The sequence below is a fragment of the Glutamicibacter sp. Je.9.36 genome (assembly GCF_051129975.1).
In the GTDB taxonomy this organism is placed as follows: Bacteria; Actinomycetota; Actinomycetes; order Actinomycetales; family Micrococcaceae; genus Glutamicibacter.
The window spans coordinates 623,976-647,489 of sequence record NZ_JBCPSN010000002.1 but is presented as its reverse complement, the minus strand read 5'-3'; the positions used below and the strand labels follow the sequence as shown (position 1 = coordinate 647,489).

The window sequence follows — 23,514 nt, the reverse complement described above, 5'->3', positions numbered from 1 at the left end:
ACCGGCGCGAAACGAAGGCTTCCGGAATAGGAGGTTCTCGCGCGCAGGTGGCAGAATGGAACCTGAAGACCAACGTCCCGGGCAGCAACGCCCTGCCGGGACGCAGCATCACAACATGAGGAGACATCGAACATGTCGCAGAACACCGAGCTCGATCCGGTATACACCGAAGAGATTGGCCACGGTAACTCCATCGCAGCGTGGGCCTGCGTACTGACCATGATTGCCGGTTCAATCGTGGCCGGCATCGCCTTCGCCTACTTCGCCTGGTCCATCGTCTGGGTCGGTTGCGGCATCATGGTGGTCGGCCTGCTCCTGGGCTGGGTCCTGAAGGCAGCCGGTTTCGGCGTGGGCGGCGCTCGCAGCGGAGCATCGCACTAAATTGACTGTTCTTGATGAGATCATCGCGGGCGTCCGGGAAGACCTGGGCGCCCGTCGCGCAATCACCAGCCTGGAAGCGATCAAGCAGGCCGCGGCAGCGGCAGCCCCTGCGCGCGATGCTTTCGCCGCGCTCGGTGGCCATGCCGACCAGGCCGCCCGCGACACCACGCTGCGTGTCATCTCCGAGGTCAAGCGCAAGTCCCCGTCCAAGGGTGCGCTGGCCGATATCCCGGAGCCTGCCGTACTGGCCGCTGAATACGAGGCCGGTGGCGCCTCGGTGATTTCCGTGCTCACCGAAGCCCGCCGTTTCGGCGGTTCGCTGCAGGATCTCGACGCGGTACGCGCTGCCGTGCAGATTCCGGTGCTGCGCAAGGATTTCACGGTCGACGAGTACCAGATCTACGAAGCCCGCGCCCACGGCGCTGACCTCGTGTTGCTCATTGTTGCGGCGCTGAATGATGAATTGCTGGCATCTTTCCTAGAATTGACTCACCAGCTGGGAATGAACGCCCTGGTGGAGACCCACACCGAGGAAGAAATCGCCCGCGCCAGCAAGGCCGGAGCGAAGATCATCGGTGTGAACGTGCGCAACCTGAAGACGCTGGACGTCGATCCAGCCACCTTCGGCAAGCTCGCTCCGCTGCTGCCGGCCCAGGCGGTGATCGTCGCCGAGTCCGGTGTGGAATCCACCGAACAGGTCGTCCAATACGGTGCGGCCGGCGCCGACGCGGTCTTGGTCGGCGAAGCGCTGGTGAAGCATGCCGATCCGCGCGCTTCGGTCGCCGCGTTCATCAAGGCCGGTACCGGCGCCAAGCCGCAGCGCTAGCCGCGCACGGCGGCGAAGGACCCAGAACTGCTTTTCGTGCCCCGCAGGAGTTTCCGGCGGGGCACGAGACTTACCACGAATCAAGCTCCGTACGAGGAAAGAGGGAATCGATGAGCACTCCGGAAAACTCCGAGCACCGCCAGTCGATCGATGCACAGTCGCTAAGGCACGCAAGCGGCCCGTACTTTGGTGCCTACGGCGGGCGATGGATGCCCGAGTCCCTCATGGCCGCCATGGACGAGCTGAACGAGACCTTCGAAGCGGCCAAGAACGACCCCGAGTTCATCGCCCAGGTCAAGGACCTGAACAAGAACTACTCCGGCCGCCCCTCGCTGCTCACCGAAGCCAAGCGCTTTTCCGAGCAGTACTGCGGCGGGGTGCGGATCTTCCTCAAGCGCGAGGACTTGAACCACACCGGCAGCCACAAGATCAACAACGTGCTCGGCCAGGCGCTGCTGGCCAAGCGCATGGGCAAGACCCGCATCATCGCCGAGACCGGCGCCGGCCAGCACGGCGTCGCCTCGGCCACCGCCGCGGCCCTGATGGGCCTGGAATGCGTGGTCTACATGGGCGCGGAAGACACCCGCCGGCAGGCGCTGAATGTCGCGCGCATGCGCCTGCTCGGCGCCACCGTCATCCCGGTCACCGTCGGCTCCCAGACGCTGAAGGACGCGATCAACGAGGCGCTGCGCGACTGGGTGGCCAACGTGGATAACACCCACTACCTGCTGGGCACCGCCGCCGGCGGCGCACCGTTCCCGGCCATGGTCCGCTACTTCCACGAGGTCATCGGCGACGAGGCCCGCGAGCAGATCCTGGCCCAGGCCGGCCGCCTGCCCGACGCGGTCACCGCCTGCATCGGCGGCGGATCGAACGCGATCGGCATCTTCCACGGCTTCCTCGACGATCCCGAGGTGGAGATCTACGGCTACGAGGCCGGCGGCGACGGCGTGGACACCGACCGCCACGCCGCGACCATCACCCTGGGCCGCCCGGGCGTGCTGCATGGCGCGAAGTCCTACCTGATGCAGGACGAGGACGGGCAGACCGTCGAATCGCACTCCATCTCCGCGGGCCTGGACTACCCGGGCGTCGGCCCGGAGCACGCCTACCTGGCCGACATCGGCCGCGTGAAGTACGAGCCGGTCACCGACACCGAGGCGATGGACGCGTTCAAGGCGCTGTGCCGCACCGAGGGCATCCTGCCGGCGATCGAGTCCGCGCACGCCCTGGCCGGCACCATCCGCCTGGCGGCGCGCAAGATCGCCGAAGGCGCGGTCCCGGAAGAGACCATCATCATCGCGAACCTCTCGGGCCGCGGCGACAAGGACGTGGGCACCGCTGCCGCCTGGTTCAACATGATCGACGAAAAAGACGCCGAGGCCGAAATCAACGCGGCCACTGCGCAGAACTCCGGCTCGCAGAAATCCGAGGAGAAGTAGATGACCCGCGTGACCAGCGCCCAGAAGATCGCCGCAGCCCGCGCCGAGGGCCGCCCGGCCCTCATCGGCTACCTGCCTGCCGGCTTCCCAGACGTCGCCACCAGCATCGAGGCCGCCGTGGCGCTGGCCGAGAACGGCGTGGATGTCATCGAGATCGGCATCCCGTACTCCGACCCGGTGATGGACGGTTCGGTGATCCAGGAAGCGACCGTGCAGGCGCTGGCCAACGGCTTCAAGGTCCCGCAGATCTTCGACATCGTGCGCGGAATCACCGAACGCACCGACGTGGCCGTGATGGTCATGACCTACTGGAACCCGGTGCTGCGCCTGGGCGTGGACGAGTTCTCCCGGCGCTTCGCCGAAGCCGGCGGCGCCGGCCTGATCACCCCGGATCTGGTGCCCGACGAGGCCGCCGAATGGATCCAGGCCAGCGAGAAGCACGGCCTGGAGCGCGTGTTCCTCATTGCCCCTTCGTCCACCGAAGCGAGGGTGCAGCGCACCGTGGATGCGTCCTCCGGCTTCGTCTACTGCGTGTCGCTGATGGGCGTCACCGGCGCCCGTACCGAGGTATCCTCCGCCGCGCAGGCAGTGGTCGACGCCGCCCACAACGCCGGCGCCGAGAATGCCTGCGTGGGCCTGGGCGTCTCGCGCCGCGAGCACGTGGAAGAAATCGGCGCCTACGCCGACGGCGTGATCGTCGGCACCGCGCTGGTCGCCGCCCTGCGTGACGGGGGAGTGCCGGCCGTGGGCGCCCTGGCCGCTGAACTGAGCGGACGGGCCTGATGGCTTTTGCCGCGCAGCTGGCGCTTGCCTTGCCCGCCTCCATCCCTTCGCCGCCGCCGGAATTCGCCAGGATCTCGATCGGCCCGCTGACCATCCACGCCTACGCGCTGTGCATCCTGGCGGGCATCCTGATCGCGCTGTGGCTGACCAACAAGCGCCTCGGCGCCCGCGGCGGCAACTCCGACATGCTCTGGGACATCGCCATCTGGACGATCCCCTTCGGCATCATCGGCGGACGCCTCTACCATGTGCTGATCACCGACCCGATGTACTACTTCGGGCTCGGCGGGCAAACCGCCCATCTGGCCGAGATCCCGCAGATCTGGCTTGGCGGGCTGGGCATCATGGGTGCGGTGTCGCTCGGCGCACTCGGGGCGTGGATCGGTTGCCGGAAAGCCGGCATCAGGCTCTCGGCCTTCGTCGACGCGGCCGTGCCCGGCTTGCTGCTGGCGCAGGCGGCCGGGCGCTGGGGCAACTGGTTCAACCAGGAGCTGTTCGGCGCGCCGACCGACTTGCCGTGGGGCCTGGAGATCGATGCGGACAGCTACAACTTCCCGGCCGGGCTGCCCGCGGACACGCTCTTCCACCCGACTTTCCTGTATGAGTCGCTGTGGAATGTGCTGGGCGCCTTCGTGCTGATCGCGCTGGACCGGAAGTTCAAGCTGCGCCGCGGCGCACTGTTCTGCTGCTACATGATCTGGTACGGCATCGGCCGCACCTTCACCGAATCGCTGCGCCTGGACCCGGCCGAAATCATCGCCATCGGGCCGCTGGCCCTGCGCGTGCACCAGTGGCTGGCGATCGGCATCGCCATCGCCGGCATCCTCGCGCTGATCGTGGTCCTGGGCAAGCTGCGCAACCAGCAGGTCGATCCGTTCTACCTGCCAGGCAGGGCCCCGGCGCAACCGGTCGAAGCAGATCGCGCCAAGCCCGCCGCGCACTCACCGGCGGAGTCCAGCTCCGATCCGGGCACCAGCCCCGATCCGGGCAACGACGCCACAGATCGGCAGCAATAATTCCATAGCACCATTCCGGTGGCCGGCAAGCATCCACGCTTGCCGGCCACCGGTGGCTTAAGCCGCGCCAGCAGCTGCCCGGATCCGCTTTCATGACGCGCCCTGGCCCCAATATGGCGAAATGTCCGGAAAATCTGGGCAGTTTTCCGCCCCTCGGGCGCAACATGCCCGAAACATTGGGCGGCTATCAAAACCGGCTGGCAAAACCGGTTTTCGCGATCCTGGCTCGCAAAAAACTGCTTTTTCCGCGCCGGTAGCGGCAGAAGTTTTTAACATTCCTGAAACACAAGCACGCGCATGCGAGAAACAAAACCTGCGTAACGTGTGATCCACGCGCCCCGCTGGTCGATCGACCCCTGGAAAGGCCAGCCGGTGCAGCACCACAACGAGGTGGGAAATGTTCGTCCCCGAAACCTCGATGCGCAAGCAGACCCCGCTTAGCACTGTCGAAAAGTTTCAGCTAGATGAAACATCCAGGCGGCCGGAAGCCCTTGCCGAGAATAAGCCCTTTACCGGGGGCTGCCGCGCGCCTATCCTGCATGAACCACAGAAAGGCACGCTCATGAGCATGACCGGAGTCCAGATGAACGCCTCGCCAGGTTTTGGCGAGGAGGTCCCCTCGCCCTACACCCGTTTTTCCGCGCTGCCTGGCGCGCAGGGTCTGTATGACCCAGCGGCCGAAAAGGATGCCTGCGGCCTGGCGATGATCGCGTCCCTGAAGAACGATGCCAGCCACGAGATCGTCGCCCACGCGCTGACCGCCCTGCGCCGGCTTGAGCACCGCGGCGCCATCGGCGCCGATGAAGGCACCGGCGACGGCGCCGGCATCCTGCTGCATCTGCCCGACGCCTTCCTGCGCAGCGTCACCGCATTCGATCTTCCCGCCGCCGGCTCCTACGCCGTGGGCATGGGCTTCCTCCCGGCCGACGCCGGCGAACGTGCCTTCGCCCAGGAAGAACTGGAAACCATGGCCGCCGAGGAGAACCTGGCGGTGCTCGGCTGGCGCGAGGTACCGGTTGATTCCGGCGTGCTCGGCGCCTCGGCCCGCAAGGTGATGCCGTACATCACCCAGATCTTCATCGGCGCCCACGCCGGCGCCCCCGCCGCCACCCGCCGCGAGCTGGACGCCGCCGCCTGGCGCATCCGCCGCCGCGCGCACAACAAGATGGGCGTGTACTTCGCCTCGTTCTCCTCGCAGTCCATCGTCTACAAGGGCATGGTCTCCACCGCGCAGCTCGAGCCGTTCTACCCGGACCTGTCCGACGCCCGCTTCACCAGCCGCTGCGCGATCGTGCACTCGCGCTTCTCCACCAACACCTTCCCGTCGTGGCCGCTGGCCCAGCCTTTCCGCACCATCGCGCACAACGGAGAGATCAACACCGTCAAGGGCAACCGCAACTGGATGCGCGCCCGCCAGTCGACCCTGGAATCCGAGCTGCTCGGCGAGGTGCCCGAGGAACTGTTCCCGATCTGCACCGCCGGCGCCTCGGACTCGGCTTCCTTCGACGAGGTCGCCGAAATGCTCATGCTCTCGGGCCGCAACGTGACCGAGACCATCATGATGATGATCCCGCAGCCGTGGGAAAACGACGATCAGATGGACGCGGACCTGCGCGCCTTCTACCAGTACCAGTCCATGCTCATCGAGCCGTGGGATGGCCCCGCCGCCGTCTGCTTCACCGATGGCGCGATGGCCGGCGCGGTGCTGGACCGCAATGGCCTGCGCCCTGCCCGCTGGTGGGTCACCGACGACGGCCTGGTGGTCCTGGCCAGCGAGGTCGGCGTGATCGACGTCGACGAAGAGCACATCGTGAAGAAGGGCCGTGTCGCCCCGGGCAAGATGTTCGCCGTGGACCTGGACGCCCAGCGTATTGTCGAGGACGCCGAGATCAAGGCCGAAGTGGCCGCCGCCAAGCCATGGCGCGAATGGGTTTCGCAGAACCTGAAGACGCTGGCCGACTTCCCGGACCTGGAGCACGTGCGCCACAACTCCGCTTCCGTGGCCCTGCGCCAGCTGACCTTCGGCTACACCACCGAGGAGCTGCGCGTGCTGCTCGCTCCCATGGCCGCCACCGGTGCCGAACCGCTGGCCGCCATGGGCACCGACACCCCGATTGCCGCCCTGGCTGACCGGGCGCGCCTGCTGTTCGACTACTTCACCCAGTCCTTCGCCCAGGTCACCAACCCGCCGCTGGATGCAATCCGCGAAGAGCTGGTCACCTCGATGGGCACCGCGATCGGCCCCGACGGCAACCTGCTGTCCCTGGACCGTGTCCAGCAAACCCAGATCGCGCTGGACTACCCGGTGCTGACCAACGACCAGCTGGCCAAGATCGTGCACCTGCGCGACGAATCCGGGTCCAAGTACTCGCTGAAGGTGCGCGGCCTGTACCGCCCGGCCGGCGGCGAATCCGAGCTGCGCGCCCGCCTGCAGGAAATCTGCGAGAAGGTTTCCGCCGCGGTGAACCGCGGGGTGCGCTACATCGTGCTCTCGGACCGCGATTCCTCCGCGGCCTGGGCGCCGATCCCGTCGCTGCTGCTGACCTCCGCGGTGCACCACCACCTGCTCAAGAGCTCCAACCGCACCCGCGTTTCACTGATCATCGAGTCCGGCGACGCCCGCGAAGTGCACCACATCGCCCTGCTCATCGGCTACGGCGCCAGCGCCATCAACCCCTACCTCGCCCTGGAATCGGTCGAGCAGATGGCCGAGAACGGCGAGCTGCCCGGAGTTGACGGGCACCAGGCCAGCAGCAACCTGATCAAGGCGCTGGGCAAGGGAGTGCTGAAGATCATGTCCAAGATGGGCATCTCCACGGTCTCCAGCTACTGCGGCGCGCAGACCTTCGAGGCCGTGGGCCTGTCCCAGCGCGTGGTCGACCAGTACTTCACCGGCACCGCCACCAAGCTCTCGGGCATCGAGCTGGATGTGGTGGCCGCCGAGGCCGCCGCCCGCCATGCCCGCGCCTACCCGGAGATCGACGGCGGCGCCCAGCCGCTGGAACTGGAAACCGGGGGAGAGTACCAGTGGCGCCGCGAAGGCCCGCCGCACCTGTTCAACCCGGAAACCGTCTTCCGCCTGCAGCACTCCACCCGCACCCGCCGCTACGACGTGTTCAAGGAGTACACCAAGGCCGTCGACGACCAGGCCGCACAGCTCAAGACCCTGCGCGGGCTGCTGAAGTTCAAGACCGAGGGGATCACCCCGATCGCCATCGACGAGGTGGAGCCGGTCAGCTCCATCGTGAAGCGCTTCGCCACCGGCGCGATGAGCTACGGCTCGATTTCGGCCGAGGCCCACGAAACCCTGGCCATCGCGATGAACCAGCTGGGTGCGAAGTCCAACACCGGCGAAGGCGGCGAGGATCCGGAACGGCTGCTCGATCCGGTGCGCCGCAGCGCGGTCAAGCAGATCGCCTCGGGCCGCTTCGGGGTGACCAGCTTGTACCTGGCCAACGCCGATGACATCCAGATCAAGATGGCCCAGGGCGCCAAGCCCGGCGAAGGCGGCCAGCTGATGAGCGCCAAGCTCTACCCCTGGATCGCCAAAACCCGCCACTCCACCCCGGGTGTCGGGCTGATCTCCCCGCCGCCGCACCACGACATCTACTCGATCGAGGACCTGGCCCAGCTGATCCACGACGCGAAGTGCGCCAACCCTTCCGCCCGTGTGCACGTGAAGCTGGTCTCCGAGTCCGGCATCGGCACCGTCGCGGCCGGTGTGGCCAAGGCCAAGGCCGACGTCGTGCTGATTTCCGGGCACGATGGCGGCACCGGCGCCTCGCCGATGAACTCGCTGAAGCATGCCGGCACCCCGTGGGAAATCGGCTTGGCCGAAGCGCAGCAGACGCTGATCCTCAACGGGTTGCGCGACCGCGTCACCGTGCAGGTCGACGGCCAGCTCAAAACCGGGCGCGACGTGCTGATCGGCGCCCTGCTGGGTGCCGAGGAATTCGGCTTCGCCACCGCACCGCTGGTGGTCTCGGGCTGCATCATGATGCGCGTGTGCCACCTGGACACCTGCCCGGTGGGCGTGGCCACGCAGAATCCTGCGCTGCGCGAACGCTTCACCGGCAAGGCCGAGTTCGTGGTGAACTTCTTCGAGTTCATCGCCCAGGAGGTGCGCGAGCTGCTCGCCTCGCTGGGGGCGCGCACGCTGGACGAGGTGATCGGCAAGGTCGAACTGCTCCAGGCCGATCCCGCCCAGTTCGCCGCGCACGACAAGGTCTCCGGGCTGGCCCTGGATGCGATCACCCACGTGCCGGATACCGAGCTGGCGGCGCGCCGCCGCCGCATCGGCCAGGACCACGGGCTGGACACGCACCTGGACCAGCAGCTGCTCGCCGCGGCCGGACCGGCGCTGGCTGACCGCCTGCCGGTCAGCATCGACGCGGCGATCGTGAATACCGACCGCTCCACCGGCACGCTGCTGGGCCACCACGTGACCAAGACCTTCGGGCTGCAGACCCTGGAGCGGGACACCATCAAGGTGAACCTCTCGGGCCGCGCCGGCCAGTCGCTGGGCGCCTTCCTTCCCGAGGGCATTACGCTCAAGCTCTCGGGCGACGCGAATGACTACGTCGGCAAGGGATTGTCCGGCGGCCGGATCGCGATCCACCCGCCGCGCACCACCCTGTCCAAGCCCGAGGAGCAGGTCATCGCCGGCAACGTGGTCGGCTACGGCGCCACCAGCGGGGAGCTGTTCATCAACGGCATGGTCGGCGAACGCTTCGCGGTGCGCAACTCCGGGGCCACAATTGTCACCGAAGGCATCGGCGAGCACGGCTGCGAGTACATGACCGGGGGACAGGTGCTGATCCTGGGGGCCACCGGCCGCAACTTCGGCGCCGGGTTCTCCGGCGGCGTGGCCTGGGTGCTGGACTTCGATGCAGCCAAGCTGAACCCGCTGGCTGCCGGGCAGTCGGACCTGCTGGTAGCGCCAATTACCGATGCCGAAGCCGAACGCATCCACGAGCTGCTCACCGAGCACATCGCATTGACCGCATCCCCGCTGGCCTCCCGCCTGCTGCTGGACTGGGAACGAACCCGCAGCCGGCTGACCAGCATCACCCCGCGCGACTTCGCCGCCGTGCAGCAGCTGCGCAGCGACGCAGTAGCCAACGGGCAGAACCCGGATTCGCCGCAGGTATGGAACAAGATTTTGGAGGTGACCCGTGGCTGATCCACGTGGATTCCTGAAGGTGACCGAACGCGTCACCCAGCCCAAGCGCCCGGTGCCGGTGCGCCTGATGGACTACAAGGAGGTCGTCGAACGCCAGAGGTCCGGCATCCTGGAGGAGCAGGCCGGCCGTTGCATGGACTGCGGCGTCCCGTTCTGCCATTCGGGATGCCCGCTGGGCAACCTGATCCCGGAGTTCAACGACCTGGCCTACAGGGGCCGGATGGATGATGCGGCCGCCCGGCTGCTGAGCACCAACAACTTCCCGGAGCTCACCGGCAAGCTGTGCCCTGCCCCGTGCGAGTCCTCCTGCGTGCTGGGCATCAACCAGCCCGCGGTGACCATCAAGCAGGTCGAAGCCGAACTCGCTGGCCACCTGATGGACGCCGGCGACTTCGTGCCGCAGCCGCCTGCCCGCCACACCGAGCACCGCGTGGCGATCGTCGGTTCGGGACCGGCCGGATTGGCCGCCGCCCAGCAGCTGACCCGGGCCGGGCACACCGTGGCCGTCTACGAGCGCGACGAGGCCATCGGCGGCCTGCTGCGCTTCGGCATCCCGGACTTCAAGCTGGAGAAGCAGGTCATCGACCTGCGCCTGGCCCAGATGGAAGCCGAAGGAACGATCTTCCGCACCGGCATCGAGATCGGCAAGGACATCTCCTGGAAGCAGCTGCGCCGCGACTACGACGCGGTCATCGTGGCCACCGGTGCCACGGTGCCGCGCGAGCTGCCGGTGCCGGGCAACAAGCTCGACGGCGTGCACCATGCCATGGAGTTCCTCACCGAAAGCAACCGCGTGGTCGCCGGCCAGCTCGATGCCCCGCGCATCGATGCGGCGGGCAAGCACGTGATCGTGCTGGGCGGCGGAGACACCGGCTCGGACTGCATCGGCACCGCCCTGCGCCAGGGTGCGGCGAGCGTCACGACGCTGGCCATCGGGCAGCAGCCGGGCACCGAGCGCCGCGAAGACCAGCCGTGGCCGATGATGCCGGTGCTTTTCGAGGTGCAGACCTCCCATGAGGAAGGCGGCGAGCGGACCTACCTGGCTTCGACCGTGAACTTCATCTCCGGCGAGGGAACTGAGCAAAACAAGGTGATCGGTGTTACAGTTGCAGAGACAGAATTTGTTGCTGGCAAGCGCCTCCCGAAGCCTGGAACCGAACGCGTAATCAAAGCGGATCTGGTTCTGCTTGCCCTCGGGTTCACCGGTCCGGAAGTTTCCGGATTGGACGAACAGGTCAGTATCGAATTCGACAACCGGGGCAACGTCGCCCGAGATGGCTACTACATGACGAACACCGAATCGGTATTCGTCGCCGGAGACGCCGGTCGGGGACAGTCGCTGATCGTGTGGGCTATCGCCGAAGGACGCGCTTGCGCGGCCGCGGTCGACAAGTTCCTCATGGGTTCGACTACCCTTCCTGCACCGGTTGCTCCAACCGATAGGGCCATCAGCATCATTTGAGTGACATAGGCTTGAATGCGGCGCACCCGGATACCGGGTGGGCCGCATTTTGCCTATGTGAACATGAAAGGCATTTGGCTGACGGAATGAGACGCGCAAAGATTGTGGCAACCTGGGGCCCGGCCCTGGCAAGTTATGAAAATACTGTAGCGGTACTGAAGGCGGGCGTAGACGTAGCCCGCCTGAACATGAGCCATGGAGACCACTCCATGCACGCACAATCCCTGGCGAATGTGCGCAATGCGGCCGCGGAGATCGGCCGCGCGGTTGGCATCTTCGCCGACCTGCAGGGTCCGAAGATCCGCCTTGGCCGCTTCAAGGACAACGCCAAGTACATCCTCGAGGCTGGTGAGGAATTCACCATCACCATCGAGGACATCGAAGGTACCCGCAACCTGTGCTCCACCACCTTCAAGGGCCTTCCCACCGATGTCCAGCCGGGCGATTTCCTGCTGATCAACGACGGCAAGGTCAAGCTCAAGGCGCTGGCAGTTGACCAGACCTCGGTGCGTTCCGAGGTCGTCGTCGGAGGCGAGGTGTCCAATAACAAGGGCATCAACCTGCCAGGCGTCGCGGTGAACGTTCCCGCATTGAGCGAAAAGGACGAGGACGACCTGCGCTGGGCACTGCGTGCCGGCATCGACATGGTCGCACTGTCCTTCGTGCGCAATGCCGAGGACATCGAGCGCGTGCACGAGATCATGGACGAAGAAGGCCGACGCGTGCCGGTGATCGCCAAGATCGAGAAGCCGCAGGCCGTGGCCGCGCTGGAAGAGATCATCAATGCGTTCGACGCCATCATGGTCGCCCGCGGCGACTTGGGCGTGGAGCTGCCGCTGGAAGAAGTTCCGGTCGTGCAGAAGCGTGCCGTGGAGCTGGCACGCCGCTGGGCCAAGCCGGTCATCGTCGCCACCCAGGTGCTCGAATCGATGATCGAATCGCCGACCCCGACCCGCGCCGAGGCTTCGGACTGCGCCAATGCGGTGCTCGACGGCGCCGACGCGGTCATGCTCTCGGGGGAGACCTCCGTGGGCGCGTACCCGGTGGAAACCGTGGAGACCATGTCGCGCATCATCTCCTCGACCGAGCAGCACGGCCTGGATCGCATTCCCCGCTTGGGCTCCCAGCCGAAGACCCGCGGCGGCGCGATCACCCGTGCCGCGGTGGAGATCGCCGATCAGCTCGACGCGAAGTACATCGTCGCCTTCACCCAGTCCGGCGACTCGGCACGGCGCCTCTCGCGCCTGCGCCCGAAGAGGCCGGTCCTGGCTTTCACCCCGCTGCAGCAGACCTACAACATCATGACCCTGATGTGGGGTGTGCAGGCACGCCTGGTGGCCTACGCCGACCACACTGACAAGATGACCGCCCAGGTGGACGAGGCGCTGCTCTCCGAAGGCCTGGCGGAGCTCAACGACATCGTGTGCATCGCCGCCGGGTCCCCTCCGGGACAGGCAGGGTCCACCAACTCGCTGCGCGTGCACAAGGTCGGCGACCTCGCCGATGCCGGCCAGCTGGTCAATGGCAAGCCGATGCCTGCTCGCGAGAAGGTCGGTCCGTGGGCACCGGAAAACGTCTCCACGCCGAAAAACCTGTAGACGCTCTTTCGCGCACTAGCTGAGGCAAGAAAATCCGCCCTGCTCCAGAATTCTGGAGCAGGGCGGATTTTTTGCCTTGGCACCCGCGAAGCGCGATTGTGAACTCGAGCACGTGCCCTGTGGTTGCGCGCGCAAAAAAAGACCGTTGAACCGGAAAATTTCCGATCCAACGGCCTTCATGCTGGTGCCCAAGGTGGGACTCGAACCCACACATCTTTCGATACCGCATTTTGAGTGCGGCGCGTCTACCGATTCCGCCACTTGGGCTGGCACTTTGACTACTTTACTAGAGGTTTTCCAGATTTCCTAATCAGGAACCTCGCGTCTTCGCCTCAACAAGAGTACATGCCAGTAGGCTTAGATGTGAAACCGAGGCAACGTGGCTTCGCTGAACTGAAACCATCTAGATACTGCCCATTCAGCGGGCAGGATTTCTGACCATGGAGGAAGGCGCCAATGAGCGAACTACCTGAAATCACCCGCATCCCATCCGAGGTGCAATCCACTCCGCGTCGAGTGGTCGTTGCCGAGGATGAAACCCTGATCCGCTTGGATATCGTCGAAATTCTCCGTTCCGAAGGGTACGACGTCGTCGCCGAAGCCGACAACGGCCAGACCGCCCTGGAGAAGGCGCGCGAATTGAAGCCCGATCTGGTGCTCATGGACGTGAAGATGCCGGTCATGGATGGCATCACCGCCGCCGAAGCCATCGTCAAGGAACGCATCGCCCCGGTCGTCTTGCTGACCGCCTTCAGCCAGAAGGAACTGGTGGAGCGTGCCCGCGAAGCCGGCGCCATGGCCTACGTGGTCAAGCCGTTCACCCCGGCAGACCTCACCCCGGCCATCGAAATCGCGATTTCCCGCAATGACGAGCTGCGCGCGCTGGAGGAAGAAGTCAGCAACCTGGCCGAGCAGTTCGAAACCCGCAAGCTGGTTGATCGCGCCAAGTCGCTGCTCATCACCAAGATGGGCTTGACCGAGCCGGAAGCGTTCCGCTGGATCCAGAAGACCTCCATGGATCGCCGCCTGAGCATGCGCCAGGTTGCCGAGACGGTCGTCGACCAGGTCAAGTAGGGACCGCCAAGCACTGGATTGTGCGCCAAGCCACTTATGGTTTGGCGCACATTTTTTATGCCTGCGATGCGCCGATACCGCGCTTGGAGGCTAGTTAACCCTCTGGTAACCAGTTGTTCATCCGAGTTTTCCCCGGATGGGGTTGAAGTTCCGGATTGACGTACTGCGCCGTACGCCTAAGATGGAAATTGCGCTTAGAACGAAGTCCTGCACGCCAATGCCTTTCGCAGGATCCTATTTCTGGCCCGTTCTCTTTTTCCTTGCCGTTCGACCCCTCAGGCTGGTATTCAATGGATTTGACGCTTATCGTCGTCCTGGTCATTGCCTTGGCGTTGTTTTTCGACTTCACCAATGGTTTCCATGACACGGCCAATGCGATGGCCACCCCAATCGCAACCGGAGCAATTTCCCCTAAGAAGGCAGTTGCCCTCGCCGCAATTCTGAACCTGGTTGGCGCATTCCTCTCCACCGAGGTAGCGAAGACCATTTCAGGCGGCATCATCAACGAAGACCCGACCTCGGGCGTGGCTATTGGGCCGGCGATGATTTTCGCCGGCCTGATGGGCGCCGTGATCTGGAACCTGTTCACCTGGTTGCTGGGACTGCCTTCGAGCTCCTCCCACGCATTGTTCGGCGGCCTGGTAGGCGCCGCGATCGTCGGTGCAGGCTTCGCCTCGGTGAACTACAGCGTGCTGCTCTCCAAGGTGCTGCTTCCGGCCCTGTGCGCGCCGGTGATCGCCGGCATCTCCGCGTACCTGTGCACCAAGCTGGCCTACGCGATCACCAAGCGCGAGAATGGCGCGGCGCCCAAGCGCGGCGGCTTCCGCTACGGGCAGATCTTCTCTTCCTCGCTGGTCGCGCTGTCCCACGGCACTAACGATGCGCAGAAGACCATGGGCATCATCACCCTGACCCTGGTGGCTTCTGGCCTGCAGGATTCCGACTCCGGCGTGCAGTTCTGGGTTGTTGCCACCTGTGCCTTCGCCATCGCGCTGGGTACCTACACCGGCGGCTGGCGCATCATCGCCACCATGGGTTCGGGCCTGACCGACGTGAAGCCCGCGCAGGGCTTCGCAGCCGAGATGTCCACCGCTTCGGCGATCCTGACATCCTCGCACCTGGGCTTCGCGCTGTCCACCACCCAGGTAGCCTCCGGCTCCGTGATCGGTTCGGGCATGGGCCGCAAGGGCGGCGAAGTCCGCTGGGGCACCGCGGGACGCATCGCGTTGGGCTGGCTGTTCACCCTGCCAGCAGCCGCGGCCGTCGGCGGCGTGGCCGCAGCGATCACCCACCTGGGCACCATCGGCATCGTGATCGTCGCGATCGCCGGCACCGGCGCCATGCTGACCATCTGGTTCCTCTCGCGCAAGCAGCCGCATGACCACGAGTCGAACATTTCCGACATCGATAACTCGGGTGCAGCGGTGAACATCCTGACCAAGAAGGAACGCCGCGCCAAGGCCAAGGCGGAAGCCAAGCTGGCCAAGGTTGCCGCAGCGCAGAAGGAAGCCGATAATTCATGATTGACTGGACAGCCTTTCTCATCGTCGCCGCCATCACCTGGTTTTCCGCGATGGCGATCGTGGCGGCCTACTCCTTCGGCGTCCGCCTGCTGGCAGTTGCCAAGGACGAGGGCCGCAACCAGAGCCTGAGCAATGCCGGAGCCTACGCCTGCTTCGCGATTTGCGGCCTGATCGTCCTCTTCGGCGTGGTGCTGATCGTGCCGCAGCTGAGCGAAGCGATCCTGGGCTTCTCCTCGAGCCACTAGGAACTGCTCGCGGCTGCGGGCGGATCCGACACGATTTTCGGGTCCCTCGACAACTTGATATTGCCTTCGATGGAGGCACCCCTAGACTGGAGCCATGACTAGCTTCAAGTACTACGTGGGTGCCTCCATCGATGGTTTTATCGCCGATCGCAGCGGAAGCGTCCAATGGTTCATCCCCTATGCCACGCAGCCGGGAGTGAAAAAGCATTTCGACGAGTTCTTCGGGAGCGTCGGCGCCGTAGTGATCGGTGGCAAGACCTACGAGAACATCGTCCGCGATGCTGCCGAGGGAACCGTGCCGTGGGTGTTCGGCGAGAAGCCGGTGTGGGTCTTCACACACCATGAACTGCCGACACTGCCCGGAGCGGACCTGACCTTCATCCGCGGCGAGGTGGGCTTCTGGAGCCGGGACATCGCCCAGAGCGCAGGGGCCGGGGACGTGTGGGTGGTTGGCGGTGCCGACCTGGCTGGCGCGTTCGTCGAAGCCGATGCGCTCGATGAGCTGCTTCTGGTCACCGTTCCGGAGGTGCTGGGCGACGGGGCCAATATCTTTGGCCGCGGGATCAGCACGCAGCTCTCTGCCCTGGGGATCACCGAGCTCGGCGCGGATATCTTCCTCTCTCGCTACGCGATCGGCTAAACGGCCAGGGGGACCTGCCGGCCAGGGCCGCGTTCCGGAAAGCCGGATCAGCCGGGCATGGCGGGAGCGGCGCCTGCGGGGATCAGTTTTCGACCGGCAGCAGCATGTTGGTGATACGAGCGGTCGCGACACGCTGGCCCTGCTCATTGCTGATCACGATCTCATGGCAGGTGCTGCTGCGGCCCAGATGCACCGGCGTGCATACCCCGGTGACCAGCCCGGTGCGCCCGGCCTTGTGGTGGGTGATGTTCAAATCCACGCCGACCGGGTTGGCCCGGCCGGCACCGTGCAGCGCAGCGGCCATCGAACCGAGGGTTTCGGCAAGTGCCGCCGAAGCGCCGCCATGCAGGATGCCGTAGACCTGGGTGTTGCCCGCCACCGGCATGGTGGCGGCAACGCGCTGGGGTTCGAACCCGGTGAAGATGATTTCCAGTTTCTCCACGAGTTCGCCTACGCCATTGTGCAGCAGGTAGGGCCACATGGATTCGGGAATACCGTGGCGGGCCAGCTGCGCGGCAAACGGATGTGCCGAAGATTGCGTGGTTCGAGAAGTGAAATTGTCGCTCATGGCAACTAGGCTTTCAGGTGTGAGCGAAACTACCAAACCGACTGCCTCGTCGGACAAGAGACTGCTGATTATTGACGGACACTCCATGGCCTTCCGCGCGTTCTATGCGCTGCCTGCAGAGAACTTCGCAACAAGCACCGGCCAGCACACCAATGCCGTGCACGGATTCGTATCGATGCTGCTGACGATGATCCGCCAGCAAAAGCCCACCCACGTTGCGGTGGCTTTCGACTTGGACACCCCGACTTTCCGCTCGCTGGAGTACACCGAGTACAAGGGCGGACGCAATAAGACGCCCGAAGAGTTCTACGGGCAGATCGATCTGATCCAGGAAGTCATGAAGGCGATGAACATCCCTTCGATCACCCTGGAGAGCTTCGAGGCCGATGACATCCTGGCCACGCTGGCCACCCAGGGCGAAGAGGCCGGTTTCAACGTGCTGGTGGTGTCCGGCGACCGCGACGCCTTCCAGCTGATTACCGACAAGACCCTGGTGCTGTACCCGAAGAAGGGCATCAGCGATATCCCGCCGATGGATGCTGCAGCGGTGGAAGCCAAGTACTTCGTGCGTCCCGAGCGCTACTCGGATTTGGCGGCTCTGGTCGGCGAAACCGCGGATAACTTGCCCGGTGTGCCAGGCGTGGGGCCGAAGACCGCCGCCAAATGGATCAACCTCTACGGAGACCTGGCCGGCATCCTTGAGAATGTGGAGAACATCAAGGGCAAGGTCGGCGAGTCGCTGCGCGAGCACGTGGACAACGTGACCCGCAACCGCCGGTTGAACCAGCTCAAACACGACCTGGAACTTCCGGTCACGCTCGATCAGATGGAACTTGAAGCTCCGAACCGCGAAGAGATCGAGAACCTGTTCGACGCGCTGGAATTCAACACCCTGCGCAAGCGCCTGTTCGACCTGTTTGCAGCCCAGGAAGAGGAAGCGGCACCCGAAGTTGCCGAATTCTCCCGGGTGCTCGGCGCCGATGCCGACGCACTGGACGGATTCATCGGGGCCGGGAAGGGCGCGCCGATCGCAATCCAGCCTGCTGCGGTTGACGGCGAAGCCGTGGGCCTGGCCCTTTTCCGCGGGTCGGAAGCCCTCTGGCTGGAACTGGCCGAACTCGATGAAGCCGCCGAAGGCGTGCTTGCGCAGTTCCTGGCCGATGAGAACGCGCCGAAGCTCTTCCACGATGCCAAGGCCGCCATGCACCTGCTCATCGAGCGCGGGCTGCGGATCGCCGGCATCAAGGACGACACCTTGATCAGCGCCTACCTGATCCAGCCCGATCGCCGCAGCCACGACCTGGTGGACGTGGTGCAGTACCACCTGAAGTACGCCGTGCCGGTGCATCAAGCCAAGAAGGGCGAACTGGATCTGGGGCTCACTTCGGATCTTGCCGAGCCAACGTTGGCCCAGGCGCAGGCCATCCACGACCTCTCCGCCTACCTGGCTACCAAGCTGGCCGAGAAGCACGCGGACAAACTGGCTGCCGAAATGGAGCTGCCGCTGATTCCGGTGCTCTTCGAGATGGAACGCGCCGGCGTGGCAGTGGACGTGGATCGCCTGAACGAACTGCGTGCCCACTTCACCGAGCAGGTGGACCAGGCCACCAACGACGCGTTCGCCGCGATCGGCCACGAAGTCAACCTCTCCAGCCCGAAGCAGCTGCAGGTGGTGTTGTTCGAAGAGCTGGATCTGCCGCGCACCAAGAAGATCAAGACCGGTTTCACCACCGATGCCGAGTCGCTGCAGGATCTGCTGGTCAAGACCGGGCACCCGTTCCTGATCGCGCTGATGGCCTACCGTGATGCGATCAAGCTGCGCCAGACCGTGGACGGCCTGCTCAAGGCCACCCACGATGATGGCCGGATCCACACCACCTATGCGCAGACCGTGGCCGCGACCGGACGCCTCTCCAGCCTGAACCCGAACCTGCAGAACATCCCGGTGCGTTCGGAAGAGGGCCGGCGCATCCGCGACGTCTTCATGGTCGGGGCCGGCTACCAGAGCCTGCTGACAGTGGACTACTCGCAGATCGAAATGCGCATCATGGCGCACCTGTCCGAAGACGAGGGCCTGATCGAGGCCTACCAGAACGGCGAGGACCTGCACCGCTATGTCGGTTCGCGCGTGTTCAACGTCGAGCCGGAAGAAGTCACCTCGGAGATGCGCTCGAAGGTCAAGGCGATGAGCTACGGCCTGGCCTATGGGCTGAGCAGCTTCGGGCTGTCCAAGCAGCTGAAGATCGGCGTGGACGAGGCCCGCAAGCTGATGAAGGACTACTTCGACCGCTTCGGTGCCGTGCGCACCTACCTGCGTTCGGTCGTCGACCAGGCCCGCAAGGATGGCTACACCGAAACCATTTTCGGTCGCCGCCGCTACCTGCCGGAGCTGAACAGCTCGGATCGCCGGCTGCGCGACATCGCCGAGCGTGCCGCGTTGAACGCCCCGATCCAGGGTTCGGCCGCCGACCTGGTGAAGGTGGCCATGCTGCGCATCGACGAGGGACTGCGCGCCGGGCAGTACAAGTCCCGGATGCTGCTGCAGGTCCATGACGAACTCATCCTGGAGATCGCCGAGGGGGAGCTGGAAGCAGTGCAGGAGCTGGTGACCCGCGAAATGGGACAGGCCGCAGATCTGCTGGTGCCGCTGGATGTCCAGCCGGGCATCGGCCGGACCTGGCACGACGCCGCGCACTAGGGGCAGCAATCGAAAGGGGCAGGGGCACCGCGGGTGTTCCTGCCCCTTTCGGCAGGATCGAATGGGCTTGGGGAAAGAGACGAACTTGGAGCACTACTCGCGCCGTTGGGCGCTGAAAACCGGCAGCCTGGGGCTGGGTGCGCTGGCCGCCGCGCTGGTCTCCGGTTGCAGTACCGGCGGACCGGAGGAACGAGCCGGGTCCGCGTCGGCTTCGGCAACGGCGAGTCCTTCGCCCACCGCCACTGCTTCGCCCCGGCCTTCGGCCAGCCTCCAGACGGTGTATCCGAGCCGGAGCCAGGTCATGGCAAAGTTCAAGAATGTTCCTGCAGGGCAGTTCGGGCTGGAAGTCCCGGGCATCGAGCTGGGCCTGCCCAAGGGCAATGCCGCCGCGGCGTTGACCTTCGATGCCTGCGGGGGACCCCGGGGCTCGGGAGTGGATGGGGCCCTGCTGGACGCCTTGCGCGCCAAGCAGGTGCCCGCGACCCTCTTCGTGAACGAACGCTGGGCACGCGCCAATGCGCGGCTGATGGACGAGCTGGCCAGCGACGAGCTGTTCGAGGTCGCCAACCACGGAACCAGCCACGCCCCGCTGGCCACTTCCGGGCAGGCAGCCTACGGCATCGGGGGCACGGAGTCGATCGGCCAGGCCTACGACGAGGTGATGGGCAACCAGCGGTATCTTGCCGACCAGTTCGGCATCACCGCGAAATTCTTCCGCTCCGGCACCGCCCATATGGACGAAGCCGGCGCGGCAATGTGCCGGGACCTGGGCGTGGTGCCGATGAACTTCACCGTCAACCTGGATGCCGGGGCGACCTTTGGCGCGCAGGCCGTGGCCGCCCAGGTCCGCCAGCTGGCCGCCGGGGACGTCGGCATCGGGCACTTCAACCAGCCCGCCTCGGGTACTGCCAAGGGCGTGGCGCTCGGGCTGGGGCAGGCGCTGGATTCCGGCCTGCGGTTCACCACGCTCTCCGAAGCCTGGTGAATGCACCCCTTGCGCCGGCCGGACAGGCGCATAGACTGTGATCAGCCGATTTCCTCGCCAAGGAGCACGATGAGACCAGAGACCCCGCCGCAGCTGGAAACCCGGACCTGCCAGGCTGCGATCCGCAGTCCTGAACTCGACGAATCGATCAAGTTGTTCCATCGGGCCACCGGGATCGGCTTCTACGAGCAGCTGCCCGAAGAGCCCAATTGGACGCACTACCTGGACCTGACTTATGCGCAGAAAATGCGCTTTTCCCTGGTGTTCGATCAGCAGGCCGAACCGCACTCGCGCCATGCAAGCTACCCGGTGCACACCTATGGAGCATTCCCCGGGCTGCTCAATGCCGGCGGCGAGGCGCCGGTGGCAACGCATAAGATCTCCGCGGTCACCGTCGCGCCGAGCTATCGGCGACGCGGCATCCTGTCCAGGCAAATCACCGCCGACCTGGCCTATGCCCAGCAGGCGGGTTTCCCTATTGCGGCTTTGACCGCGTCGGAAGCGACGATCTACGGGCGGTACGGCTTCGAGCCAGCTACCTACCAAAGCCGATTCACGCTCAAGTGCGCCCACGGGGTGAAGTTGCGCGTGCAGGTACCCGGCCGGGTGGTGGACGCCGATCCGCAGCATTTCGGGCCCGGCTATGCCGCGCTGGCCGTGCGCGCGCTCGAGCAGACGTTCGGATCCGTGGACAGCACCGAGTTCGACAATGGCTTTGCCCTGGGCCGCTGGGACACCTGGGAGACCCTGGAAAAGCCGAAGAACCTGCGTTTTGCCGCCTACTACGATGACGCTGGCCAGCTCGGCGGATTCGCCACCTACAAGTTCGGCGGCTGGGACGAGCCCAAGGCGAAGCTGGTGGTGCACAAGCTGGTGGCCACCAGCGACGCCGCGCGCATCAAGCTCTTCGAGTACCTGGGCAACCATGATCTGGTGGAAGAAGTGCATGGCCAAGGCCCGGTGGCCGATCCACTGCGCCAGGTACTGGAGAACGTGCGGGACTACCACGTGCGTTCCATTGACGATGTGCTGTGGCTGCGCGTGCTCGATGTTGTTGCCGCCTTCCAAGCGCGCGGCTACCAGCGCGATGCCCGGCTGCTATTGAGCGTGAGCGACCGGCTGGAGCTGATCTCGGGAACCTACCTCTTCGAGGTGTCCGATTCCCGCGCCACGGTGAGCCGGATCGAGGACGAGCAGGCCGAATCCGGGCTGCCGAGGGTGGCGCTTTCGGAGCGGGAGCTGGCTGGACTGTACCTGGGCACCGTGCAGCTGGACCAATTGCTGGATTCGGGACGCGCTGAACTGGTCGGCGGGGGAACAGCGGGGGACTGGGTGCACTTGTTCAGCGTGGCTCGCGAGGGTTTCACGCCGCACGGTTTCTAGTGGGACGGGTCGCATTATCCAGTTGATATGACGAAGTTCACAAAATGCTGGCGAGGATGTTAGCGGGTTACGCTTTGACCCGCGGTGTGCTAGGCGCGTAGACTTGAACAGCGTGCCATGGCTTCGTCATGTCCGCATTCAAGTTCTACCCCCTTCGAAATTCCGGGACTTCCGGGGTTTCGACTGATCAAATCTATCCACATCGGAGTCCCTACTACATGACCATCACCTCGAACGAGAACAACAGCGCACCAGTCGTCGCAATCAACGACATTGGATCTGCTGAGGACTTCTTGGCCGCAGTCGACGCCACCATCAAGTACTTCAACGATGGTGACCTCGTCGAAGGCACCGTCGTCAAGGTTGACCACGACGAAGTTCTGCTCGACATCGGTTACAAGACCGAAGGTGTCATCCCTTCCCGCGAGCTTTCCATCAAGCACGACGTTGACCCAGGTGAAGTTGTCACCGTTGGCGACAGCGTCGAAGCCTTGGTCCTGACCAAGGAAGACAAGGAAGGCCGCCTGATCCTGTCCAAGAAGCGTGCGCAGTACGAGCGCGCTTGGGGCGACATCGAAAAGATCAAGGAAGAGGACGGCGTCGTTACCGGTACCGTCATCGAGGTTGTCAAGGGTGGCCTCATCCTGGACATCGGCCTGCGTGGCTTCCTGCCAGCATCGCTCGTCGAGATGCGCCGTGTGCGCGACCTGGCTCCATACATCGGCCAGGAAATCGAAGCCAAGATCATCGAGCTGGACAAGAACCGCAACAACGTTGTGCTTTCCCGCCGTGCATGGCTCGAGCAGACCCAGTCCGAGGTTCGCTCGACCTTCCTCAACAAGCTGGAAAAGGGCCAGGTTCGTCCGGGCGTTGTTTCCTCCATCGTCAACTTCGGTGCATTCGTGGACCTGGGCGGCGTAGACGGCCTGGTACACGTTTCCGAGCTGTCCTGGAAGCACATCGACCACCCATCCGAGGTTGTCGAGGTTGGCCAGGAAGTAACCGTAGAGGTTCTGGAAGTCGATCTGGACCGCGAGCGCGTTTCCCTGTCGCTGAAGGCTACCCAGGAAGATCCTTGGCAGACCTTCGCCCGCACCCACGCACTGGGTCAGGTTGTACCGGGCAAGGTTACCAAGCTGGTTCCATTCGGTGCGTTCGTACGCGTCGAAGACGGCATCGAAGGCCTGGTTCACATCTCCGAGCTTGCAGTTCGCCACGTTGAACTGGCTGAGCAGGTTGTCTCCGTTGGCGACGAACTGTTCGTCAAGGTCATCGACATCGACCTGGAGCGCCGCCGCATCTCGCTGTCGCTCAAGCAGGCTAACGAAGGTGTTGACCCAGAGGGCACCGAGTTCGACCCAGCACTCTACGGCATGGCTGCAGAGTACGACGAGGCCGGCAACTACAAGTACCCAGAGGGCTTCGACCCAGAGTCGAACGAATGGCTCGAGGGCTTCGACACCCAGCGCGCTGCATGGGAAGCACAGTACGCTGCTGCCCAGGAGCGTTGGGAAGCACACAAGAAGCAGGTTGTTGCCGCTATCGCTGCCGACGCAGAAGCAGAGCCTGCTGCTGCCGGTGGTTCCGAGCCAGCTCCAGCTTCGTACTCCTCGGAGGCACCAGCCACCGATGCAGGCACCCTGGCTTCGGACGAAGCACTGGCTGCACTGCGCGAGAAGCTGACCGGCAACTAATTCCGGCTTCTGCC

General features: G+C 64.9%; 19 protein-coding genes and 1 tRNA gene. 17 read left to right on the top strand and 3 right to left on the bottom strand.

Annotated elements, in window-relative coordinates:
- Positions 1-132: 132 nt before the first annotated feature.
- From AAZQ98_RS07480 to pyk, 9 genes are all read left to right on the top strand, one after another.
- On the top strand, positions 133-381 hold the full coding sequence (locus AAZQ98_RS07480) for an HGxxPAAW family protein (protein ID WP_434691045.1): 249 nt from the start codon (positions 133-135) through the stop codon (positions 379-381).
- 1 nt (position 382) lies between these two features.
- The gene (gene trpC / locus AAZQ98_RS07475; RefSeq protein ID WP_105656708.1) at positions 383-1,207 is read left to right on the top strand and encodes an indole-3-glycerol phosphate synthase TrpC; all 825 of its coding nucleotides are present in this window, start codon (positions 383-385) and stop codon (positions 1,205-1,207) included.
- A 110-nt stretch (positions 1,208-1,317) separates the two neighbouring features.
- The gene (gene trpB / locus AAZQ98_RS07470) at positions 1,318-2,649 is read left to right on the top strand and encodes a tryptophan synthase subunit beta (protein WP_105656707.1); all 1,332 of its coding nucleotides are present in this window, start codon (positions 1,318-1,320) and stop codon (positions 2,647-2,649) included.
- Positions 2,650-3,432, top strand: a complete 783-nt coding sequence (gene trpA, locus AAZQ98_RS07465) for a tryptophan synthase subunit alpha (protein WP_133834233.1) — start codon at positions 2,650-2,652, stop codon at positions 3,430-3,432.
- A complete protein-coding gene (lgt, locus tag AAZQ98_RS07460) occupies positions 3,432-4,448 on the top strand; it encodes a prolipoprotein diacylglyceryl transferase (RefSeq protein WP_434691043.1) in 1,017 nt (338 codons plus the stop codon). The genes trpA and lgt overlap by 1 nt, the downstream gene beginning before the upstream one ends.
- A 121-nt stretch (positions 4,449-4,569) precedes the next feature.
- A complete protein-coding gene (locus AAZQ98_RS07455; RefSeq protein ID WP_434691041.1) occupies positions 4,570-4,776 on the top strand; it encodes a hypothetical protein in 207 nt (68 codons plus the stop codon).
- 234 nt (positions 4,777-5,010) lie between these two features.
- The gene (gene gltB, locus AAZQ98_RS07450) at positions 5,011-9,630 is read left to right on the top strand and encodes a glutamate synthase large subunit (RefSeq protein WP_434691040.1); all 4,620 of its coding nucleotides are present in this window, start codon (positions 5,011-5,013) and stop codon (positions 9,628-9,630) included.
- Positions 9,623-11,092, top strand: a complete 1,470-nt coding sequence (locus tag AAZQ98_RS07445; RefSeq protein WP_434691037.1) for a glutamate synthase subunit beta — start codon at positions 9,623-9,625, stop codon at positions 11,090-11,092. Before gltB ends, AAZQ98_RS07445 begins: the two co-directional genes overlap by 8 nt.
- Positions 11,093-11,178: 86 nt before the next feature.
- Positions 11,179-12,690: a pyruvate kinase gene (gene pyk / locus AAZQ98_RS07440; protein ID WP_434691034.1), complete on the top strand. Its 1,512-nt coding sequence runs from the start codon at positions 11,179-11,181 to the stop codon at positions 12,688-12,690.
- Between the two features lie 182 nt (positions 12,691-12,872).
- Here the strand turns inward: pyk and AAZQ98_RS07435 are convergent.
- Positions 12,873-12,957: transfer RNA gene (locus AAZQ98_RS07435), tRNA-Leu, on the bottom strand.
- Between the two features lie 189 nt (positions 12,958-13,146).
- Between AAZQ98_RS07435 and AAZQ98_RS07430 the strand changes: the two genes are divergently transcribed.
- From AAZQ98_RS07430 to AAZQ98_RS07415, 4 genes are all read left to right on the top strand, one after another.
- Positions 13,147-13,764, top strand: a complete 618-nt coding sequence (locus tag AAZQ98_RS07430) for an ANTAR domain-containing response regulator (RefSeq protein WP_105656703.1) — start codon at positions 13,147-13,149, stop codon at positions 13,762-13,764.
- A 290-nt stretch (positions 13,765-14,054) separates the two neighbouring features.
- Positions 14,055-15,287, top strand: a complete 1,233-nt coding sequence (locus AAZQ98_RS07425) for an inorganic phosphate transporter (protein WP_332486740.1) — start codon at positions 14,055-14,057, stop codon at positions 15,285-15,287.
- Positions 15,284-15,532: a hypothetical protein gene (locus tag AAZQ98_RS07420; RefSeq protein WP_105656701.1), complete on the top strand. Its 249-nt coding sequence runs from the start codon at positions 15,284-15,286 to the stop codon at positions 15,530-15,532. The genes AAZQ98_RS07425 and AAZQ98_RS07420 overlap by 4 nt, the downstream gene beginning before the upstream one ends.
- A 94-nt stretch (positions 15,533-15,626) precedes the next feature.
- Entirely contained in the window at positions 15,627-16,172 is a 546-nt protein-coding gene (locus AAZQ98_RS07415) for a dihydrofolate reductase family protein (RefSeq protein WP_105656700.1), read from the top strand.
- Positions 16,173-16,254: 82 nt separating this feature from the next.
- On the opposite strand, the gene AAZQ98_RS07410 is transcribed toward AAZQ98_RS07415, so the two are convergent.
- Complete coding sequence (locus AAZQ98_RS07410) at positions 16,255-16,740, bottom strand: hotdog fold thioesterase (RefSeq protein WP_105656699.1); 486 nt, start codon at positions 16,738-16,740, stop codon at positions 16,255-16,257.
- An 85-nt stretch (positions 16,741-16,825) separates the two neighbouring features.
- Here AAZQ98_RS07410 and polA point away from each other — a divergent pair, with 85 nt between their 5' ends.
- A complete protein-coding gene (gene polA, locus AAZQ98_RS07405) occupies positions 16,826-19,438 on the top strand; it encodes a DNA polymerase I (RefSeq protein WP_434691333.1) in 2,613 nt (870 codons plus the stop codon).
- Between the two features lie 93 nt (positions 19,439-19,531).
- On the opposite strand, the gene AAZQ98_RS07400 is transcribed toward polA, so the two are convergent.
- Positions 19,532-19,753: a hypothetical protein gene (locus AAZQ98_RS07400; RefSeq protein ID WP_434691028.1), complete on the bottom strand. Its 222-nt coding sequence runs from the start codon at positions 19,751-19,753 to the stop codon at positions 19,532-19,534.
- On the opposite strand from AAZQ98_RS07400, the gene AAZQ98_RS07395 reads away from it, so the two are divergent.
- From AAZQ98_RS07395 to rpsA, 3 genes are all read left to right on the top strand, one after another.
- A complete protein-coding gene (locus AAZQ98_RS07395) occupies positions 19,740-20,423 on the top strand; it encodes a polysaccharide deacetylase family protein (protein ID WP_434691026.1) in 684 nt (227 codons plus the stop codon). The genes AAZQ98_RS07400 and AAZQ98_RS07395 overlap by 14 nt on opposite strands.
- Before the next feature lie 69 nt (positions 20,424-20,492).
- A complete protein-coding gene (locus AAZQ98_RS07390) occupies positions 20,493-21,806 on the top strand; it encodes a GNAT family N-acetyltransferase (protein WP_434691023.1) in 1,314 nt (437 codons plus the stop codon).
- A 218-nt stretch (positions 21,807-22,024) separates the two neighbouring features.
- Positions 22,025-23,500: a 30S ribosomal protein S1 gene (rpsA, locus tag AAZQ98_RS07385; RefSeq protein WP_013349277.1), complete on the top strand. Its 1,476-nt coding sequence runs from the start codon at positions 22,025-22,027 to the stop codon at positions 23,498-23,500.
- Positions 23,501-23,514 lie beyond the last annotated feature (14 nt).

Excerpts from the sequence above, each read along its gene's own strand:
- gltB (WP_434691040.1), top strand. The coding sequence starts at position 5,011 with ATGAGCATGACCGGAGTCCAGATGAACGCCTCGCCAGGTTTTGGCGAG.
- AAZQ98_RS07395 (WP_434691026.1), top strand. The coding sequence starts at position 19,740 with ATGGCAAAGTTCAAGAATGTTCCTGCAGGGCAGTTCGGGCTGGAAGTC.
- AAZQ98_RS07390 (WP_434691023.1), top strand. The coding sequence starts at position 20,493 with ATGAGACCAGAGACCCCGCCGCAGCTGGAAACCCGGACCTGCCAGGCT.
- rpsA (WP_013349277.1), top strand. The coding sequence starts at position 22,025 with ATGACCATCACCTCGAACGAGAACAACAGCGCACCAGTCGTCGCAATC.
- AAZQ98_RS07430 (WP_105656703.1), top strand. The coding sequence starts at position 13,147 with ATGAGCGAACTACCTGAAATCACCCGCATCCCATCCGAGGTGCAATCC.
- AAZQ98_RS07410 (WP_105656699.1), bottom strand. The coding sequence starts at position 16,740 with ATGAGCGACAATTTCACTTCTCGAACCACGCAATCTTCGGCACATCCG.
- AAZQ98_RS07415 (WP_105656700.1), top strand. The coding sequence starts at position 15,627 with ATGACTAGCTTCAAGTACTACGTGGGTGCCTCCATCGATGGTTTTATC.
- lgt (WP_434691043.1), top strand. The coding sequence starts at position 3,432 with ATGGCTTTTGCCGCGCAGCTGGCGCTTGCCTTGCCCGCCTCCATCCCT.
- trpA (WP_133834233.1), top strand. The coding sequence starts at position 2,650 with ATGACCCGCGTGACCAGCGCCCAGAAGATCGCCGCAGCCCGCGCCGAG.
- trpB (WP_105656707.1), top strand. The coding sequence starts at position 1,318 with ATGAGCACTCCGGAAAACTCCGAGCACCGCCAGTCGATCGATGCACAG.
- AAZQ98_RS07420 (WP_105656701.1), top strand. The coding sequence starts at position 15,284 with ATGATTGACTGGACAGCCTTTCTCATCGTCGCCGCCATCACCTGGTTT.
- AAZQ98_RS07455 (WP_434691041.1), top strand. The coding sequence starts at position 4,570 with ATGTCCGGAAAATCTGGGCAGTTTTCCGCCCCTCGGGCGCAACATGCC.
- AAZQ98_RS07480 (WP_434691045.1), top strand. The coding sequence starts at position 133 with ATGTCGCAGAACACCGAGCTCGATCCGGTATACACCGAAGAGATTGGC.
- polA (WP_434691333.1), top strand. The coding sequence starts at position 16,826 with ATGGCCTTCCGCGCGTTCTATGCGCTGCCTGCAGAGAACTTCGCAACA.
- pyk (WP_434691034.1), top strand. The coding sequence starts at position 11,179 with ATGAGACGCGCAAAGATTGTGGCAACCTGGGGCCCGGCCCTGGCAAGT.
- AAZQ98_RS07425 (WP_332486740.1), top strand. The coding sequence starts at position 14,055 with ATGGATTTGACGCTTATCGTCGTCCTGGTCATTGCCTTGGCGTTGTTT.